We start from the raw sequence: 18857 nt of genomic DNA on the forward strand, positions 1-18857 counted from the left end.
TGCGTTGACGTGGTTCACGGACATGGCGCCGTTGGTGAAAGCCAGCCGGTTGTCGACGATGCTGTTCGCAGTGACCGGATGCTGTATCTGCATGGCGCGGTTGCGAAAGAACCTTCTGTCGGGAATCCGCAACACGTAATCCTGCTGCCTCAGGGTCGGGCTGTCGGCAACGCCGGCCGGCAGAGGATCGGCGTTCACATCGCGTGCCCGGAAGTAACCCTTGATCTCGGTATAGGGGATGGGTCCGCCAACACCGGTGTAGGTCTGCTGGGTAGTGCTGGTGACCACGAAGTTGCTGGCGTTGAAATACGGATCGACGCAATCTTCGTCGACGATCAGCCGTGGCTCTATTTCGGCTCGCGCGATCATTGCGGAAGGCGGCTCGGTCTTGCACTCGGTCACAGCGGCTGGCTGCAGGGCCTCGCCTGGGGCCGCCGGCGCCCCGGCAGCAGGCGATGCACACAGCAGGCTCCCAGCTGTCACGGCCGCGAAGCCGACCCCGAGAGGTGAAACGCCGCGGCGCTCGGGCGCTCGGCCTTCGCCGCTGGGCAATCCGGCACAATCTTCCAACAGCATTGTTGATCCCTTCTTGATCGGAGCCGCGCGTGGCGCCGACGCCGCGGTCAGGAAAACACCTTTCAGCTTCTTTTACAAAGCCGCGCCGCAGCCAACAGTCAGTCCTCTACGCCCGCAGGTAGCTGAGCTCGCTCCCGGGTTTGGCACGGTCAATGCTCCAAACTCTGCCTCGTGCTGCATGCCGGATTGCCGGCGTCCGGAACCGCAAGAAACGTGACGCTGGCCGGTGAGAGCGACAGCGTTCCGGCTCCGGCATCCACCGAATCCAGCGCCGGCAACGTGTCACCTCCAGTAAGCGCAAGCGAGTGGCCATTGAGCTTTACGGAACTACTCTCGAGCACATCCGAGGTGAGCGTGTAGCGCTCGCTTGGACTGTCGACGCGCAGGGACGCCGCTGCCGTCCGGCTCAGATTGACCGCGACGAGCGCGACACCCCCCGCTCGGCCGCGAAGACAATGGGCATAGACGTGCAGATCGCCGCGGTTGGAGCCGGCGTCGAGGACGACTTGGCCCATGAGCCTGCGCCACAGCAGCGCGGCCCAGTAGTTCGGCCGAGGCAGCCACGTACGATCATCGATGAGTGCGTAGTCGCTCGCTGCCAGAGTGTTGTGGAAGATGATCGAGACGTTCTGCCTGGCCAGCCTGCCGAGTTGATCGACGTAGCGGAACGTGTCGAGGAACGTGGCCGACCAGGGGTCTCCGCCGCACGCCGTCTGCGCCGTCTCGGTGATCCAGATCGGCGCGCCGGGAGCGAAACGGTCGCGCAATGCCCGATAATGTGCCTGCGCCTGGTCGGCTCGGCTCAGCCAGCTCTCGGACAGCGCCTCGGCCGGAGAGGTGGTCACCTCGTTGCCCCGCTCGGCACCCAGCGCTTTGCACCGCTGCGAAACCGCGCCGTAGAAATGATGCGAGAACACGTCGAAGCGCGGTGTCGGGGTTCCGCTCAACAGGCGCACGGTGCTCGCTTGCTCGGGTGTTGGTACCGGGAAGAGCTTGAAGCCAGCCTCGCCCGTCGATCCGGGGCCGACGATCTGAGTGGTCGGCGAAACGTCTTCGACCAGGCGCCGAAGCGTGGCGATGTCCCGGGCAAATACGTCGGGCGCGTAGCCGGGGCGGGCCACGTTCGGCTCGTTCGTCAGCTCAACCGCATCGATCTTGCCGCCGAGCTTGCCGGTATAGTCGAACAGGCGCCGGGCCCCCTCGGGATTCCACGAGCCGTCCGGGTTCTTGGCACCCGCGCTTGTCGCGAAGGAGGTCAAAATCTTGGCATCGACCTCTTCGGCAAAGTCAACGACGCCGGCCCACTGCGCGCGAGTCATGACCCCCTGGAAACCCTGGGGCGGGGGCATCGCGACCCGGTCGTCATCCTGAAAGTAGATGCTGTTCGCCCAACTGCCGCTTACCCGCATGTAAGCCGGGCCAAGCGCCTTTGTGAGCATTCGCAGCCGGCGGTTGCTCCTGAGATCCAGCGGCTCCCGCTTCTGGTAGGCGTCGGTCGCGAACTCCACTCCATGCGGGCCCGCAGCGGCAGCGCGCGGCGCTTCGCCTGGCTTCGGATAGGGCGCCCAGAAGTTTCCGCCGGTCACCTCGACGGATTCGACGTTATACGACTGGTACCGTTCGTCCACCTGCCCAATCGCTCGGAGGGTGGCAGGCGCTACCGCCGTGATCGGGCTTGGCTGACCGGCCGATCGATCAACCGCGGTTAAGCTTGCCGGTGCGCAGGCCGACAACAGGGTGGCGCAGCACGCTGCTGGAGCGACCACAGTTCCGAAAACCTTGATCGGAGACGTTTTCATTTTCAGCCTTCCTCAGAATATGTCTGCCGAGTGTCGTCCGAGGCGCGAGGCACGACGGCCCATCGGCAGGCCGTCAGCCTCGAGAAACGAAGATGCATCGGTGAGGCGCTGGCACCCCCGCCTCATCGCTCGTCAGAATTTCTTCGAAATCCCGAACTGGACCAAGCGTCCGAGCGTATTCACGGCCGGCGCAATGCCGGCGAACCCGCCGAGCTGAACACCGCGATACTCGGGGGGATCCTGGTTGAAGACATTATCGATGTTCAGCGTGAGTTGCAGATCCTTCAGCAGGTCCTGGCCGCGGAAATCGTACCTGAAGAACAGGTTTACCACATTGAACGCGTCGACGCGATCTTGTGCGGTGAAAGTCTGCCCGCTCGGCGTCGTGCCCGCGAACCCCAGCGGAGGATTCAGATCGTATCCACTGGTATGATTGAGAGTCACCTGCGACAGCAGTCCGCCAACTTCGACGCCAGCGGTCGCCTTCATCTTGAGGCGGCCATTGAAGTTGGCCGGAAGCTGATCCTGGAATGGCAGACCTGGTCCGGGGCTTTGCTTCTGAGTCAGGATGTAGTTGGTGTTCACGCCGAAGTTGATCGAACCGAAGCCAGTATCCCGATGATAGGCGACATTGATGTCGAGCCCGCTGGTACGGAATGTGCCGAAGTTGTTCTTCCGGAAGTCGATGAACGAATAGACACTGCAGGTAGGCGGCGTACCGCACAGGTTCCCCAAGGGGAATATCTGCGCTTGATCAATCTGATCCTGTAGAAATTCCTGGCTCGGGTTCAGCGTGATGACCGATGGAAACGAGAGATAAGCCTGATTGGGGTTGCCGTTTGCCGGCAGGCCAATCCCATTGCGCAGCTCGATGTTGTAATAGGTCAGACCCAAGTTAAAACCCGGGAGCACAGGTGGCTGGACGTCCATGCCGAGGGTCCAGGTCGTCGCCGTTTGCGGGCGAATGCCCGGCGAGTTTCCGCGAACTGCAAAGACGAACTGCCCCGGCTGGGGCGTCGGATAGCCGGCACCGGCGGGAGGGAACGGTGCAGCAAACGACGGCAGGATGAACAGGGTGGTCGCGGTGGCCGCGGCATTGTCGGCCAGGCTGGGCGCGTTGAACGACTTGCCCCAAGAGCCGCGCAGCTTGAACCAATCGACGGGTTTCCAGGTGAGGCCGAACTTCGGATTGAAGGTGCCGCCGACGTCGCTGTAGTAATCGTATCGGCCGGCTGCCGAGATCGTGAGCTCCTGGAAGAAGGAGCTCGCATTGTCGGCCCCGAAGATCGGAACGACGATCTCGCCGAACACGGCCTTCACGTCGCGGGTGAGGTTCAGCGTCGGTAGCCGGCTGATCGGATTATAGATCTGGACGCCATTGTAGAAGATGGGTTCTGTCCCGGTATTCTCGGTGCCCGGTATGATGTTGTTCCCGGTTTGCGGGCGGAAGCTCTCCGAGTAGTATTCTGCCCCGACCGCCAGCTTCACGCCGCCGCCAGGCAGATCGAGGAGGGTGCCGTCGAGCACCGCGCGAACGTCCTCGAGCCGCTGCCGAGCGCTGGCAAAGAGCTGATAGTTGCGGAGGAGCTCCACGGCGCCGGGGTCACTGGCCGACGGGTCGTACGGATTGACGAACCCGGCATTCACGGCCCGGCCCAGCGCGGTGTTGTCAATGGCACCCTGACGGGTCTGCGTGTCGCTCTCACTGTAGCTGCCAAGCACGCGCAGCTGCCAGTTCTCCCCCAGCTCAGCCGTAACGGTTGGCGTGAAGCCCCAGGTCTCGAGCGTGGTTTCGCTCGGCAAGCTCTCGCCGAACGCGAAGTTGACTGTCTGGCTCGTTTCGCTTCCGATCTGGTGCGGGTCGAAGAACGAGCTGGTTGCGGCACTTTGATTGACGGTGACCTGCGACCTGAACGGCGTACCGGCCGCGAAGGTCCTACGGTTCGTGTAGAACGCCCGCAGATCGATCGAGATCGCATCGGAAAGCCGCTGCGTCAGCCCCGCATAGCCGGAATGCCGGCGTTCGTCCGGGATGAGCACTGACGTGTCGCTTGCGTCGCACTCGTTCGCCACTGCGGCTGGCGTAGGAGGCGTGGTGAAAGGAAGGCCGTAGGTGATCCCGCCGACGGTGACGTTGCCCGGGCTGCATTGGATGGACAGCAGCCCGGTCGTCGGGTTCGGAAACGACTGGATGAAGTCCCGGTCACGGCCGAACAGATCGCCGTGTTCGGAATAGTTGTACGACGCGAAAAGGGAGCCGGAACCCCAGTCGCGCCCTGCCGTGACGTTGACGTCTGCCTGGTGGTAATCATCAGCGAACCCGTAATTGCCGCTGATCTGGACCCCGTCAAAGCGCTTTCGCGTAATGAAGTTCATGACGCCCGCAACCGCGTCGGAGCCATAGATCGCCGACCCGCCGTCGGGAACGATTTCCAGGCGATCGAGGATGCCGGGGGGAATGACATCGGGATCCGGCGCCGTCGAGGTGATGCCCACCCCGACGAGGCGATGACCGTCCATCAGAACCAACGTCGTCGATCCGCCAAACTGGTTGAAGCCGGGCAGGCTTCGCAGGTTCGGCCGGTTGACGGTCACGTCGGTGCCGATCGAGCGGGGGAACTGCAGCTGGTTGAACGAACCGAGCTGAGGAATGGACTGCAGCAGTTGAGCGGTGGTGGTCGCCCCAGTGGCCTCGATATCTGCTGAGGTGACTCCGATGACGTTGGCGCCGGGCGGTGCGATGCCGCGTACCAGCGTGCCGGTCACGATGATCTCGCCCGCCTGCTCCGCAGCACCGCCCCGGCCCGCAATCGGCTGGCTCGCATCAAACGAATCCTCCGCTTCTTCGGGGGATTGCACGCCCGTGCCCGGGGCATTCGGATCGCGGACCGGTTCGGCGACCTGGGCCGCCGCAAATGTCGGGAGCATTGCGATCGAGGCGGCTCCAGCAAGGATGCCGCGGCGGAATGCTCTATTGCTCGAAACTCGCATGAAACCTCCCTCACATGACCGGAAGTCACGTCCGCGGATCAGCAGCGCTTGAGCTGACGTCCGGCGATCGCATCCGTTGCAGGAACAATAGTAGTCTGGCCGATCCCGCCGCAACGAACAACGGCGCGAGAGCGGGCGCCGCGGTGCTGCCGGACGACTGTTAGCGACCGATAGGAAACAATTTGCCTGATCGGCGACATTTGCGGGCCTCCAGACGAACCTGCCGGAGCGCAAGCAGGCATTCACACGAAACGGGTCGGCCGGTGCCAGGCCTGGTGGTGGCGTCGGGCTCGCGCGATTGGCAAGATATTGCTCGTGCAGCTGGTATACCGAGTCCAGCTCCCGCCAGGGACCTCCCGGTATTCGGCTGCCGGAAAGGAACGGGCCGTACTCCCCGGCGCCATCGGGTCTACAGCGGCGGCGTCAATTCGGCTTCATTTCAGTGCGGGTCGCGGCCTGCGTTACACCGACGCCATTAGCTGCAGCCAATCGGCTGCGATACAAACCCGGGGTCGTCCCCATCGCTCGGTGGAATGCGGCAGTGAAACTCGATTGGGAAGCAAAGCCTAGACTTTCGGCGATTTCCCGGATGTTGTCGCTGGAGGCCAGTCGTCGCTGTGCGGCCTGGATGCGGCTCTGGGCCAGATGTTCACTGATCGAGCACCCGCGGCTCGATCTGAACGCCCGGCTGAGCTGCCGTGGTGATATCTTGCACAAGTGAGCAAGTTCAGCCACCGTTGGGAACGCTTCTCCTGGCTTCGCTAGTCGTTCATCGATGAGTCTTTGGCGCCAAGATGCGAGCCCGCCCTTTGCATCGGCATCGCTCGTGGCGACGAACAACCGGGCAATCTCGATCGCCAACTGCGACACCACCGCCTCGCATAGCCTCTCGCTGCCGATCGTGGGATTTCGAAGCTCATGGTTGAGCTTTAGCAACATAGACTGGATGGTCTTATTGGATATGTTCAGGCAGATCTCCAGGCGACGCTCGGTCCAGGTAAATGTCTCCGGAAGCCATTTATCGATCACCTCTTCCTTGATTTGGCAGAGTAATGATGCGTGCCGCCCGCCGGCACTCTGAAGTTCCAGCCGCTTGCGCGGTGGAAGCGCGATCATCGAGCCCAGCTCAACGAAGCGGGTAGGCGCCCAGAAGTCGCAGTATCGCGCTTTGGCTTCAGGGCGTCTCGGCGTTAGACAGAGATCCAGCCAATACACCCGGTCGCGGCGGAAAAAGTTTCGATCTGGGCCATCATGATTGAGACGCGCGATCATGATGAAGGCAGCGGGCAACTCGAGCTCGGCATCGATAACCATCGCTGGAGTATGCGAGCGGGTAGCTTCAGCGCTCCTACTTCTTCCTATCTGCGGATCCACGTGCATCTCCGTTCTCCCCGATCAGCCTTTTGACGGAGCCTGGCGCGAGGCCCCGTGCCCAGCGGGGTAGGCTGGAAGCGAAATCATGAGGCCTCCCCCAAGGACACACCCGATCACGCCAATGGCGAGGAACGGCCCGTAGCTCCCGGCATAATCGTATATTGCGCCTGCAACCGTTGGCCCCAGGCCTGCTGCCAGAGCCATCAGCGCAGCCATCACGCTGTAGATTTTCCCGAAGTTTTTCATCCCCCCGTATGCGGCGGTAAGTTGGCCTGTGATCTGGGTTTTCGTGCCCGCCGCGTAACCGTTCACCAGCATGGCAATGACAATAAGGGTGGGGGAGCTTCGCCCCTGATCGAGCAGAAGGAACGCTAGGGCCGCCGCGCCCAGGGTAATCCCTCCCGTCCAGTTGGGCTTGAAGCGATCGAGCAGAAACCCTGTAATCAGCTTACCGCAGATCGCCGCGACGCCTGAAAGGCTTGTCAGCCATGCGGCGCTCGAGCGTGAGATCCCCGCCTCCGTCAGGATCGGAAACATGTGGATCGTCAGCCCCATCGTAAGCAGCATCACTACGAAATTGGAAATTGCCAGACGCCAGAGTGCAGAGTCTCGAAGCGCTTCTCTGGTCGTTAAGCCGGAGAGAATGTTATCTACGGGCCTATTGTTGGCTTGTTGACCAGGAGCTCGATGCCTGTCGTGAGCGTCAAAAAGGAAAAAGGCGCACACCACGAAGGTGAGGCCGCCCCATCCCAGTGCCAACCAAACGAATGCCTCTCTCCAGCCAACCACCATGATCAGCCAATTTGCCAGCGGCGGCACGATGATCTGGGCGACGGCAGTGCCGGACAGCGTGAGGCCCAACGCCAACCCACGCGAGCGATCAAAAACACCGAGCACCGCCGCAGTCCAGGCGGTCGACTTGATGCTGACCGCTACAATCCCGAAAATCACCCACAGCCCGACCCATTGGAGCTCGGCCCCTGACGTCAGCGCGAATGACATGACAGAACCGATCGTCAGTACCAATCCTGGCAGGACGACTCGGCGGGAGCCATATCGATCAATCAAGGCACCCGCGAAGGGGCCAAGCACGGCCGTCAGGATGCTCGCAATGGAGGGGCCGGAGGACAGCAACGTGCGACTCCAGCCAAACTCGGCTTGCAAGGGCTCAAAGAAGAGCCCGGATGAAGCGATCATGATGGTGAAGAACGAGAACCCCAATGATGCGGCGAGCACCAACGACCAATTGGCTTTCCACTCGTTCCTTACGCTTTGCTCCACCGGAGAACCTCTCAATCGGACATCGGAAAACATGCACGCTTGTGTTTCGCGAGACCGTTTTTCCGGGATGACTGAGATAGACCGCCCAGCACTCACTGATCGCTATCGATCATTTGCCATCTTGTGCGGAAACGGACTCTTAGTGCCAGGTGGCGGGCAGCTCGATGGTGTATGGGGCCTTCGTTCGACAGCCCTCGCCCTATCGGACTATCAGCCTAGGGGGCTGCTGCAGTGGAGTCTCAGCCCGGGCCGACCCGTCGGCCAAGGCTCTCGCGGAATTCAGAGCGGCGGTAAAGCGGTAGCGGATGAGATCTTCGGGCTGCAACGCCGCGTGCCGAAGCTGATTGTCTGTCGATTACGGCGGTTCACCAATACACCAATTGAGTCCGGCCATCCAAATAATGTCCCCCTGGACATGTGCCTGCTACTTGCCGCCGTCCGGGCGAGGGTGGTCTACGTCTGGTTTATGACTCCACAACTGGACACCTCATGACCTTGACCATCAACGACATCATCGAAGGCGCTCGTGAAAAGACCGGCGGCCTACCCCTCCCGGACCTGGATACCTGGCGAGAGGGTCTGGAGATCCTGCTCAAGGACCACGCACGCGAGGATCGCCTGACCGAGCGAGGCTGGCAATCGATACGCGGCCGCTACGTCGATTGCCTGGCAGCCCGAATGCAGGTCGACGAGTTCCATCGGAACAATCCGGAAGTCTCGCAATCACCGATTGAACGGCCGGTGTTCATCCTCGGCATGCCCAGAACCGGCACCACCATGCTCAGCTACCTGATGGACACCGATCCAGCGAACCGGTCGATGCTGCGGTGGGAGGCCTACAACGTGGTGCCGCCTGCTCAGACAGGCGCATTACGCAGCGATCCGCGCTGCCTCGCCGAAGTCGCCAAGGACGCGATGATCCTGGAACGAGCCGGTAGCGTTGCTGCCGCGCACTTCGAGCCTGGAGACGGTCCCACCGAATGTGTTCACCTGGTCGCGCAGGACTTCCGTTCACTGATGCTCGCAGTGACCAATACGACGCCCACATACCACGACTGGCTGATGTTCACGGACATGGAATCCGCGTTCGAGCATCGCAAGCGCGTCCTGCAGATCCTGCAGACGACCAATCCGGGGCGTTGGGTCCTCAAGATGCCGTCGGATTCCCTGTTCATCCGTCAGCTCTTCAAGACCTTCCCCGACGCGCGCGTGATCTGGACCCACCGGGATCCCTATGCCGCCTTCGCCTCGTCGATGAAGATGCGCGGAGCCAGCCGGCCCTTCAGCGAGGTCGATGCCAATGCCGACTACATGCGGCAGTACTTCCCGCTGCAGCTTGCCCTGCATCTGGCGCGTCCGCTCGAGGTTTCGAAGGAGCGCCCCGCCGATATCCATCATGTCTACTACAACGACATGATGGCCGACCCGCTCGCCGTCCTGAAGAACATCTATGCTTGGCTCCGCGACGAGTGGAACGAGGACGTCGAGGCGGGAATGCAGGCCTGGCTGCGCGACAACCCACAGAACAAGCACGGCAAGCACAGCTACTCTCTGGAGGAGTGGGGTTTCACGAAGGAAGACATCGCGCCCTACTTCTCCGACTACTTGCGCGAACACCCGGTGGCTGGCTGAGGAGCGGATCATGGCACAGGACCTATTCGATCTGACCGGACGCGTAGTGCTCGCAGCAGGCGCGAACAGCGGCATCGGCCTGGGGTTTCTCATGGGCTGCGCCAAGCAAGGGGCCGATGTGGTCGTGTGGGGCCGCAGGGCCGACCGCAACGAGGAAGCGCTGGAGCAGTTGCGCGCCGCAGGAGCGGGCAAAGTGCACCACGAAGCGGTGGACGTCGCGGACGAGCAAGCGGTGATCGCCGCGTTCTCGTCGACCCTTCAGGCGATGGGCCGGGTTGACTGCCTTTTTGCGAACGCCGGGTATTCGGATCGAGCGCCCTCGTTTCCCGACATGACGACGGAGGCCTACCACAACCTGATGAACGTGAACCTTCACGGCGCCTTCTACACGCTGCGCGAGGCATCCCGCCACATGCGCAGCCGCGCGCAGGCTGGTGACACGGGAGGCTCGATCGTGATCTGTGGCAGCCTGTCCATGTTTCACGGCCTGCAAGGTATGGAGCACTACGCGGGCGCCAAGGGCGCGCTCGGCGCGATGATGAAGGGCATGGCTGTCGAGCTCGGCCAGTACGGCGTGCGCGTCAACATGATCGCACCCGGTTTCATCATGACGGAGATGACGGGCCAGAGCGATCAGGCAAAGCAGATCGTCGATCGGTTCGCGGCAATCACCCCCCTCGGGCGGCCGGGCTATCCCCACGATATCGAGGGGCCCGCCGCCTATCTTGCCTCCGACGCATCCAAGTTCCACACGGGCGACATCCTGGTCGTGGACGGCGGCCGGAGCGTTAAATCCCTCTGACCGATCGGGGCGTCACCGATCTCGACATTCCAGGAGCTTATGTTGTGAATTCCAACACCGTTTCCTCGATCCGCTGCGGGTTCATCGGCTTGGGCAGCCAAGGCGCGCCGATCGCGCGGCGGATGATCGATGCCGGCTTTCCCACGACGCTTTGGGCGCGCCGAGCGGAAACGCTGGCGCCTTATCGGGAAACGCCGGCAACTTTTGCCAGCACGATCGAGGAGGTCGGCGCCGGCGCGGATCACGTGGGAATCTGCGTGGTGAACGACGACGACGTTCGCGAGGTTAGCGGCCGACTGCTGCCCGCCATGCGGCCGGGCAGCGTGATCGCCATCCACTCGACCGTTCACCCCGAGACCTGCCGCGAAGTCGCACGTCATGCGAACGAGCAAGGCGTGCATCTGATCGATGCTCCCGTCAGCGGCGGCTCGCCCGCAGCCGAGGCGGGCACCCTGACGCTGATGCTCGGGGGCGACGAGCAGATCATCGCGAAGGCCATGCCGGTGTTCGAAAGCTTCGGGAAGCTGATCGTACGCCTGGGCGATGTCGGTGCCGGGCAGCACGTCAAGCTGATCAACAACTCGCTGTTGGTCGCCAATCTGGGCCTGGCCTATGTCGCGCTCGAAGCAGGAAAACTGCTGGAGATCGACAAGGAAAAGCTGGTCGAGCTGTTGCTGGCGAGCAGCGGTCGAAGCTTCGCGCTCGAAGTCCTGTCGCGGATGGAAAACCCGGCTGACTTTCGTCATGGTGGAGCGTTGCTGCGCAAGGACCTCCGGCTGCTCTCTGAACTATTGGCCGAGCGACACGAGGCAGCGGCCCAGCTGGCGCATGCCGCCGATCCGTTTCTAGCGGCGGCCTCGATGCCGGCTCACGGCACTGACTGAAGTTGGGCCCGCTCTCGACCCTCGACTGCGCGGGATGTCTTACTTTCGTTAAGCCAACCTCCCGCGTACGATCTTACGCTTCATGAGTGCTTCCTCGCGCTTGTGAGCGCGTCGCCTGTTGTTGGCTCCCCCGGCTTGATCAGGCACTTTAACGAGGCGCATTGAGCCTACTCGCGGTCACGGCTCACTTGCAATTCGGAGGGACGAGTATGTCGTCAGAAGAAACGCTTGCGAGACTTGCTAGTTTCGGTGCCAAAACCGAACTGCCAAGCGGGGAAAGATCCGCAACGGTAAAGGTGGAGGCAGAACTGCAGCTTAGCGGTGCGCACGTATGGCTGGTCCAGCTAGACCATGAGCGCCCGGACGAGCACATGTTCCTGCGTCCGGATCAATACTGGGTTGATCTTTGCCTCATCCCGCGACGTCCGAACGCCCGTGCCCGGTATGTCAACTTGTGGGGGCCGCACCGCTTCAGCAACATGGGCTCGATCATTGCACTGCCGCCCAAGTTCAAGTTACATCTAAAGAGTGAGGGCGGCAAACACATCTCGCTTATCTGTGCACTTGAAGCAGATCTAGTCGATCGATGGTTGCCGGCTCAGTTCGAGTGGACTGATCGTCGGCTCGAAGCTTGCCTGAATGTTTCCAACGCCACCGTTCGTTCGCTGCTATTAAATCTGGCTCATGAAATGCGCCATCCAGACGTAGGAACCCGGGAGCTCTGCCAGTCCATCACTCAGATGATGTCAATCGAGCTCGCACGCAACTTAATCGCCATGGACGAGCCGACCGAACACGGCGGACTAGCGGCTTGGCGACTGCGCATCATCGACGAGCGGCTTGCCAGGCCGGGTAAGTGGCCAACTCTATCAGAACTCGCGCTCGACTGCGGTGTTTCGGTCCGCCACCTGACCAGGGGATTTCGCACAAGTCGAGGATGTTCGATCGGCGATTATTTGGCACAACAGCGCATTGACGCTGCCAAGCGACGTCTCGCAACCGACGAAAGTATCAAGTCCGTCGCTCTTTCTACCGGCTTCTCCTCGCAATCCACATTCACTTACTCGTTTCGGCGCGCCACAGGGGTGACCCCTCACGAGTACCGAAAACGTGTGCTGCGCGCCGTCAAGGAAGGTCCGCCTCGCAAGTGACCCCTGCTCACGCAGTGCTCTCGTCCGGCTGAAGCCCCCGAAGTTCGGCGGCAATCCAGCGCCGCTCCCACAGGTTGTTTGACGTCGCCAGGCTATCCAGTTTCATCAGCGCCTCTCTCTTCACGGTGCGAGCGGCGCTGGAATCAGCCTCCGCCGCAAGAGCGAATTCTAGCATATGCAAGGCCTCGAGCGGCCTTCCCTGGCGAACAAAATGATCTGCCCGTTCGATCAAGCGCTCCACTCCCCCGGCAAGCTCAGCGAGCGCAGGCCCTACACTCGAGACCGGCACCCCGTAGAGCTCTGTCGTGCCGCGCGACGGGTCGAACCAGCCGGTGTATTCGTGCCAGATCGCCCGCACGTTCCAAGCGAGCTTGCCATATTCCTCAGTCAGCCTCAGCTCGGGCGGCGGCTGGATGTCGCGCATCAGAGTAGGGAGATCGATCCCTGCGTTCATACCCTCGATCGTGCGGTCGAGTACCCATTGGACGGCATCGATCGTGCGGGTGAGTTCTCCCTCGATATACTCCTCGCCAGGGATCGCCTCGTGCCCGGTAAGTACGAGGCGCGGCTTCAGTGCCCTGAGCTTCGTCACCGATCTAATGAACTCGAGGGCGGAACGTGGTTTGTCGCCGCGCAAAGTGTTGAGGTTAGGATAGTTGCCAAACAAGGGGCCGAGCAAATTGCCGACTATCGCGATTCCCTCGTCGGGAAGCCAAACGATCAAAGCCGAACGCGTTTCGCCGCCCGGCGTCCAAATCAGTTCAAAGCGGCGGCCGCCCAATGCGAAGCAATGGCCTTCGTCCCCCATCAGCAGATCGGGCGCCACTTCCTCCGTGGGTATCATGTCCTCGGTACGGCCTGTGATCCCGCCGAATATGCGCCGTGATCCACGCCGGTAGTGCGCAGAAAGTGCTTCCGAGTAAGCGCGATCCTGAGGGTAGATTCGATGCGCGATGACGGTGTTGTCCGGCGTCTTGTAGACCTCCAGACCACCGTATTGGTTCGCGTGGCTTTGGGTCAGCACGGTGAACCGCACGGGGTTGGTCGATACCGCGGCAAACCGTGCGCGCCCCTTGCGCGCATCGGCCAAGGTGCCGGCATTCACAAGCACATCGCCGTCCGCCGTGGTTAGAAGGTACGAGTTACCGACGCCGCGGCTCTCCCATACCCCCGGGGAGCGCTCGATTGCATGATCCTGAGCGTCGCCGGATTGTACCAGCGAGGCGACTCTCAGCTTACCGGCCGATGCGTTCGTATCATCCAAAAATCGCACTCCCAGCTATTTGAGAGGACGATCCGGCAATCCGGGTCGCATAGCAACTCTCATCCCAGCGTGGCCGTCAAAGAACGCGGTTTCACGGCCTCCTGCCGACAATCCGTCCAATCTACCACATTCTGAGTGGCCCACTGCCAATGGCGGAAGTCGGGCGTCCTCGTTCGCGGCTGGATTTCAGCGGATCGTGGATCGGCGGTCGATCTGGCTCTAGTTGGCCCTGGCCGGTTTCCGGTCGGCCCACATTTAAGCGGCCTGGTTCTGCGCGAAATATTCATTGAGGAAAGCTGCGGCTTCCTCGGGCGGCATGGCCGCGCGGCACAAATAGCCCTGCATGACCTGGCAATGGCTGTCGCGCAGGTGGGCGAGCTGTTCCTCGGTTTCCACCCCTTCGGCGATGCACTCCAGATTGAGCTGACGGGCCAGGTCCAGCACACTTTGCACGATCGCGGCGGTGTTCTGATCCTCCAGCATGTCGCGCACGAAAGACCGGTCGATCTTGATCCCGTCCAGCGGGAAGTGCCGCAGGTATCCGAGCGAAGACCACCCGGTTCCGAAATCGTCGAGCGAAAGTTTCACGCCGAGGGCTTTCAGTTCGCCCATGATCCGATGCGTGGCTTCGGAATCCTCCAGAGTCAGGCTCTCGGTCAGTTCCAGTTCGAGCCACCGCGCTTCCAGCCCGGTGTCCTCCAGGGCCGTTCGCACCGAACTGACGATGTCGCCGCGATAGAACTGCTGCGCCGAAATGTTCACCGCCACGCGCACGCCGGTGATGCCCCTGGCTTGCCATTCGGCATTCTGGTGGCACGCTTCGGTCAGGACCCAGCGGCCGACTTCGATCATCCGGCCGTTCTCTTCCAGCAGAGGGATGAACAGAGAGGGTTCGACGATGCCCAGCTTGGGATGGTTCCAGCGTAGCAGCGCCTCGGTACCGACCACCTTTGACGTGCCGATCGCGACCTGCGGCTGATAGTACAGCACGAATTCACCACGGTCGCAGGCGCCGTGCAGATCATTGGATAGGCTGTGCCAGCGGTCCGCTTCGATCGAAAGGTCCTGGCTGAACAGCCGATACTGGCAGCGGCCACTCTTCTTTGCCTTGTACATCGCGGTATCGGCGGCCTGCAGCAGCATATGGGCTTCCTTGCCATCCTGCGGATACATGCTGATGCCGATACTGCTGGTGGCGTTGAGACTGCGCCCTTCGATCAGGAACGCCGGTTTCAGCGCTTCGAGCACGCGCTGGGCTATATGTTCGGCCTCTTCCTCGCCATGCAGGCCGCCGGCGGAAATGACGAATTCGTCACCGCCAAGCCGCGCCGCGACGTCGTTTTCGCGCAGCACCGAGCGCAGCCGCGTGGCGACTTCCTCCAGCAGGGCATCGCCGACGAAATGGCCCAGGCTGTCGTTGATCGTCTTGAAGTTGTCGAGGTCGAGCAGCAGCAGCGCCACCTTGCGGTCATCGCGGCGCGCCTCGGTGATCTGATGGTTCAGCCGGTCCATCATCATTGTGCGGTTGGGCAGGCCGGTGAGGGTGTCGTGAAGCGCCATGTAGCGGATCTTCGCCTCGGCCTGCTTACGAGGTGTCACATCGCGCAGGATGCACTGTCCCAGCAGGCTTTCGCCGGCGAGATAGCTGCTGCCGTTTACTTCCACGCTCAGCGTCGAGCCATCCGGACGGCGCCAGCTCCATTCCTCCCAGCGAGCCTGCCCGTCGCGGCAGAGCGTGGCGAGAACCTCGCTGCCGTCATTTTGTTCGTGCAGCAACGGAATGTCGGCCAGCGACATGGCGCCCAGGCCTTCGCGCTCGATTTCGAGCATCTGGCAGCAGACCAGATTGGCATCGACGACCCGCCCGGAGTCCAGGTCAAAAACCATGATCCCGTCCGCAGCCGTCTCGAAAAGGCGGCGATAGCGGACTTCGGATTCGCGCAAGGCGATTTCGGCGGCCCGGCGCGTGGCCACTTCCGCGCGCAGGCGTGCCTCCTGCATGGATAAGGCGCGCTGGGAGCGGTAGAGCACGACATGACTGGCAATCCGGGCGAGAAGCTCTTCGCGCTGGAACGGCTTGGACACGTAGTCCACGCCGCCGGCGGCGAAGGCGGAAACCTTGCTGTCGAGGTCGGACAGGGCCGTCATGAAGATGACGGGTATATCGCGCGTTTCCGCGTCGGCTTTCAGCCGTCGGCAGGTTTCGAAGCCATCAATGCCGGGCATCATGACGTCCAGCAGAATTAGGTCCGGCTTGGCGAACGGCATGCGCTCCAGCGCTTCCTCGCCACCGAGCGCCACCAGCACTTCGTAGCCGTGCCCTTCCAGATGATCGACGATCAGCCCGAGGTTGTTCGGGTTGTCATCCACGATCAGAACGCGCGGAATCGTGTTTATGGAGGCAATCGCACTCACGGATATGCTCCAGCTTCTTCAGCGCTGGCTTCAAGCATCTGAAGCAACGTCTTCGATTGATAGGATGCCGCAAGCGACGCGACCCGATCGCCGAATGGGCGGTATTGCGGCCCCAGTGCCATGAGGTCGGGAATGCTCCGGCTGATTGCTCGCAGGTTGCCTTCGCGGGCAAGGTCCAGCAACTGCTCGATCCGATTGCGCGGGGGAAGGATAAGGGGCGCGTCGGCTTCTGCACAGGCCGGCTTGTTGGCCAGCGTCTGTGCCACGGCTTTCGCGATGTCCGCTCCGCCGGTGGCCATCGACAGGACCTGCGCGGCGCCGGTGACCACCAGCGATGCGCGCGTTTCACTGGATATGTTGCCAGCCAGCATAACGATCTGGGGATCCGATGCCCCGTCCCTGCCTTCGCGCAGCCGGGCGACCAGAGCCGCGCCGGAGAGCAGCGGCATGTCGCAAGTAGCGACGACGGCAAGAGGGCGCGTTCTGGCGGCCGTGGAGATGGTTTCGATCCCATCCGCCGCCGATTCGACTTCCGCGCCATAGGCTTCCAGCACACGCCGCACACGGTCGCGGACCGCCTCGGCGGGCATGGCAACGAGTACGCGAGCACCGCTCAACGCTTCGAGCACGGGGTCGTCCGCAATGCCGGGCGTTACTTCGATGAGCGGAACCTCCACCGTGAAATGGCTACCTTCGCCAATTACGCTGGACGCGCCGATGGAGCCGCCCAAGGTGCTCACAATGCGGCGGGTGATGCTAAGGCCCAGGCCGGTTCCGCCGCTGCGATCGATCGCGGTGCCGACTTGCTCAAACGGTTCGAATATCGCGTCCAGCTTGTCCTCGGGAATGCCGGCGCCGGTATCGGAAACGACAAACCGCAGGTGCCGTCCGGCACCACTGCCGGTGATATCGGCCGTCATTCCCACTGTGCCCTGTTCGGTGAACTTGATCGCGTTGCCGAGAAGGTTGAACAGGATCTGTCGCAGGCGTTTGCCGTCCGCTTCGATATGCCGTGGCAAGTCGGGCGCGAGATTCAGGTCGAGGGTCAGCCCCTTGGCTTCGGCCCGCAGGCGCATGATGCGGGCGACGCTTTGCAGGAACTGCGGCAGATCGAGGCACGAGGGGGCGACTTCAAGTTTGCCGGCCTCGATCTTGGCGATGTCGAGAATATCGCCGATCACTTCCAGCAGGTGCCTGCCGCTTTCCAGAATGGTCACGGCTGAGGCGCGGTCCCCTTCGCTGTCGCTGTCACTGGCGATGAGCTGGGCATAGCCGATGATGGCGTTGAGCGGCGTGCGCAGTTCGTGGCTCATATTGGCAAGAAACTGCGATTTGGCCGCACTGGCCGCCTCCGCTGCCGCGCGCGCCTCGGCAATGACCCGGTTTTCCTCGGCCAGGCGGAGCTTGCGCGCTTCAAATTCCCGCCGGCTGCTGCGCAGGCGATAGACGAGCAGAGCGCCGATCGCGAACACCCAGAATCCGGTCAGCATCATGTACCAGTTCGTGGCGCTGATATAGCGGCCTTTGAACTCTATCGCGTTGATCTTGAACCGGATGTCCGCAGACGGAGACGATTCGCTGACATGGAACTGGACTGAGTTGACGTGGCGGAAATCGGATTGGTGGCGCCCCTGCATCTCTGGATGAGAGGAAAGCCACCATTGATCGATGCCCAGGTCCTTGGTCTTGATCCGGACGACGTTGTGTCCTGGTATGGCGGCTATGGCGATACTGTTCGGCACACTTGCCGGATCGCCTTTTCCGGTATCGACCATGTCTGACAGACTGAAGGCCAAGTCGCCCTTCGTGCCTTTCGGATCGTAATCAAAATCCAGCACGATGGTGTCGAAGTGGGAAAAATCCAGGCCCTTCTGATCAAGAACATACCCGAAGCCGCAAGCGGCGCCGGGGCCGTCGCTGCGGATGTGACATTCCCAATCCATCGGATCGTTGTTGTGGTTGGCCACGGTCGACTTGCCGTGCTCGTCGTCGCTGGCGTAGCTGTAAGGAATGCGCGATGACGAGTTTCGCGTGATGACCAGGGAATCGCCGGTAAACCGGTCCTGAAACGGGATCGCGACAAACGTTATCAGGATCAGGATGAAGGCGGCGATTTCGACCTTCAGGTTCTGCGGCGATATCAGTCGTTCGGTCTCGCCGCGTCGCAATTTACCAGCATCCTGCGCCATTCTATCCTCTGCGACCCCCGGCCTGCCCAGGTTATTGGAGAATGGCGGGCATTCTCGTGTCTCCCCGCAATAGCACATGGGCTATTAAACAAAATTGGTCGTGAATTCAGGGTACTACGCGTGACCGCGTTAACATGCGATAAATATGTCTGACTATTTGTCTGGTTGCGACCAAGCCCGGTCGTTCCGCCGACGGCGCCTGAACGTCCGCTCTTGCCGGGAACCAGTCATTCGCCTGTAAATTAGCGGCGGGGCAGCAGCACCCCGACTGTCATCGGCCGCGCTCAAGCCGGTGCTAAATCGACATCCGCGTGCATCGGTGCGCGCCTGCCTTGGGGCGACTGGGGACCTGATCGAGCCTTTGGGCTCCCTTGGGACGACCGGCGGGTCAGGCGCAGGGCTCCGAATCCAAGTTAACGGATTTTGGTATCGAGGATTGAGGCGAGATAATCGAGATTCCATCCGGCGCGTTTGCGGCGCAGACTGATGGTGGTTGGCT

At 61.9% G+C, this 18857-nt stretch carries 12 protein-coding genes; 4 read left to right on the forward strand and 8 right to left on the reverse strand.

The window, feature by feature from the left end; all coding sequences use genetic code 11:
• The 5 genes from IEX32_RS18335 to IEX32_RS18355 all read right to left on the reverse strand — a co-directional run.
• Positions 1-576: hypothetical protein (locus IEX32_RS18335; RefSeq protein ID WP_188772992.1), on the reverse strand; the 576-nt coding region annotated here is incomplete at its 3' end.
• 149 nt (positions 577-725) lie between these two features.
• The gene (locus tag IEX32_RS18340) at positions 726-2204 is read right to left on the reverse strand and encodes a glycosyl hydrolase family 79 N-terminal domain-containing protein (protein WP_229736483.1); all 1479 of its coding nucleotides are present in this window, start codon (positions 2202-2204) and stop codon (positions 726-728) included.
• Between the two features lie 303 nt (positions 2205-2507).
• Positions 2508-5366, reverse strand: coding sequence for a TonB-dependent receptor plug domain-containing protein (locus tag IEX32_RS18345; RefSeq protein ID WP_188772994.1), 2859 nt, complete (start codon positions 5364-5366; stop codon positions 2508-2510).
• A 423-nt stretch (positions 5367-5789) separates the two neighbouring features.
• Positions 5790-6680 (reverse strand): AraC family transcriptional regulator, encoded by an 891-nt coding sequence (locus tag IEX32_RS18350; protein ID WP_188772995.1) that lies wholly within the window; start codon positions 6678-6680, stop codon positions 5790-5792.
• An 81-nt stretch (positions 6681-6761) separates the two neighbouring features.
• Positions 6762-8054 carry an MFS transporter gene (locus tag IEX32_RS18355; protein WP_188772996.1) on the reverse strand — a complete coding sequence of 431 codons (1293 nt, stop codon included), beginning with the start codon at positions 8052-8054 and terminating at the stop codon, positions 6762-6764.
• Positions 8055-8510: 456 nt separating this feature from the next.
• Between IEX32_RS18355 and IEX32_RS18360 the strand changes: the two genes are divergently transcribed.
• The 4 genes from IEX32_RS18360 to IEX32_RS18375 all read left to right on the forward strand — a co-directional run bounded on the left by IEX32_RS18360 (position 8511) and on the right by IEX32_RS18375 (position 12490).
• Positions 8511-9653, forward strand: coding sequence for a sulfotransferase family protein (locus tag IEX32_RS18360; RefSeq protein WP_188772997.1), 1143 nt, complete (start codon positions 8511-8513; stop codon positions 9651-9653).
• A gap of 10 nt (positions 9654-9663) precedes the next feature.
• Positions 9664-10455 (forward strand): SDR family NAD(P)-dependent oxidoreductase, encoded by a 792-nt coding sequence (locus IEX32_RS18365; RefSeq protein ID WP_188772998.1) that lies wholly within the window; start codon positions 9664-9666, stop codon positions 10453-10455.
• A gap of 44 nt (positions 10456-10499) precedes the next feature.
• Positions 10500-11339 (forward strand): NAD(P)-dependent oxidoreductase, encoded by an 840-nt coding sequence (locus IEX32_RS18370; protein ID WP_229736484.1) that lies wholly within the window; start codon positions 10500-10502, stop codon positions 11337-11339.
• A gap of 209 nt (positions 11340-11548) precedes the next feature.
• On the forward strand, positions 11549-12490 hold the full coding sequence (locus tag IEX32_RS18375; protein ID WP_188772999.1) for a helix-turn-helix transcriptional regulator: 942 nt from the start codon (positions 11549-11551) through the stop codon (positions 12488-12490).
• 7 nt (positions 12491-12497) lie between these two features.
• Here the strand turns inward: IEX32_RS18375 and IEX32_RS18380 are convergent, their stop codons facing one another.
• The 3 genes from IEX32_RS18380 to IEX32_RS18390 form a co-directional block, all read right to left on the reverse strand.
• On the reverse strand, positions 12498-13754 hold the full coding sequence (locus IEX32_RS18380) for an alkyl sulfatase dimerization domain-containing protein (protein ID WP_188773000.1): 1257 nt from the start codon (positions 13752-13754) through the stop codon (positions 12498-12500).
• 255 nt (positions 13755-14009) lie between these two features.
• Positions 14010-16169, reverse strand: a complete 2160-nt coding sequence (locus tag IEX32_RS18385; protein WP_229736485.1) for an EAL domain-containing response regulator — start codon at positions 16167-16169, stop codon at positions 14010-14012.
• Positions 16166-18358: an ATP-binding response regulator gene (locus tag IEX32_RS18390; protein WP_188773001.1), complete on the reverse strand. Its 2193-nt coding sequence runs from the start codon at positions 18356-18358 to the stop codon at positions 16166-16168. The genes IEX32_RS18385 and IEX32_RS18390 overlap by 4 nt, the downstream gene beginning before the upstream one ends.
• Positions 18359-18857: the final 499 nt, after the last annotated feature.

It is taken from the genome of Novosphingobium endophyticum, from assembly GCF_014640675.1.
Taxonomy (GTDB): Bacteria; Pseudomonadota; Alphaproteobacteria; order Sphingomonadales; family Sphingomonadaceae; genus Novosphingobium; species Novosphingobium endophyticum.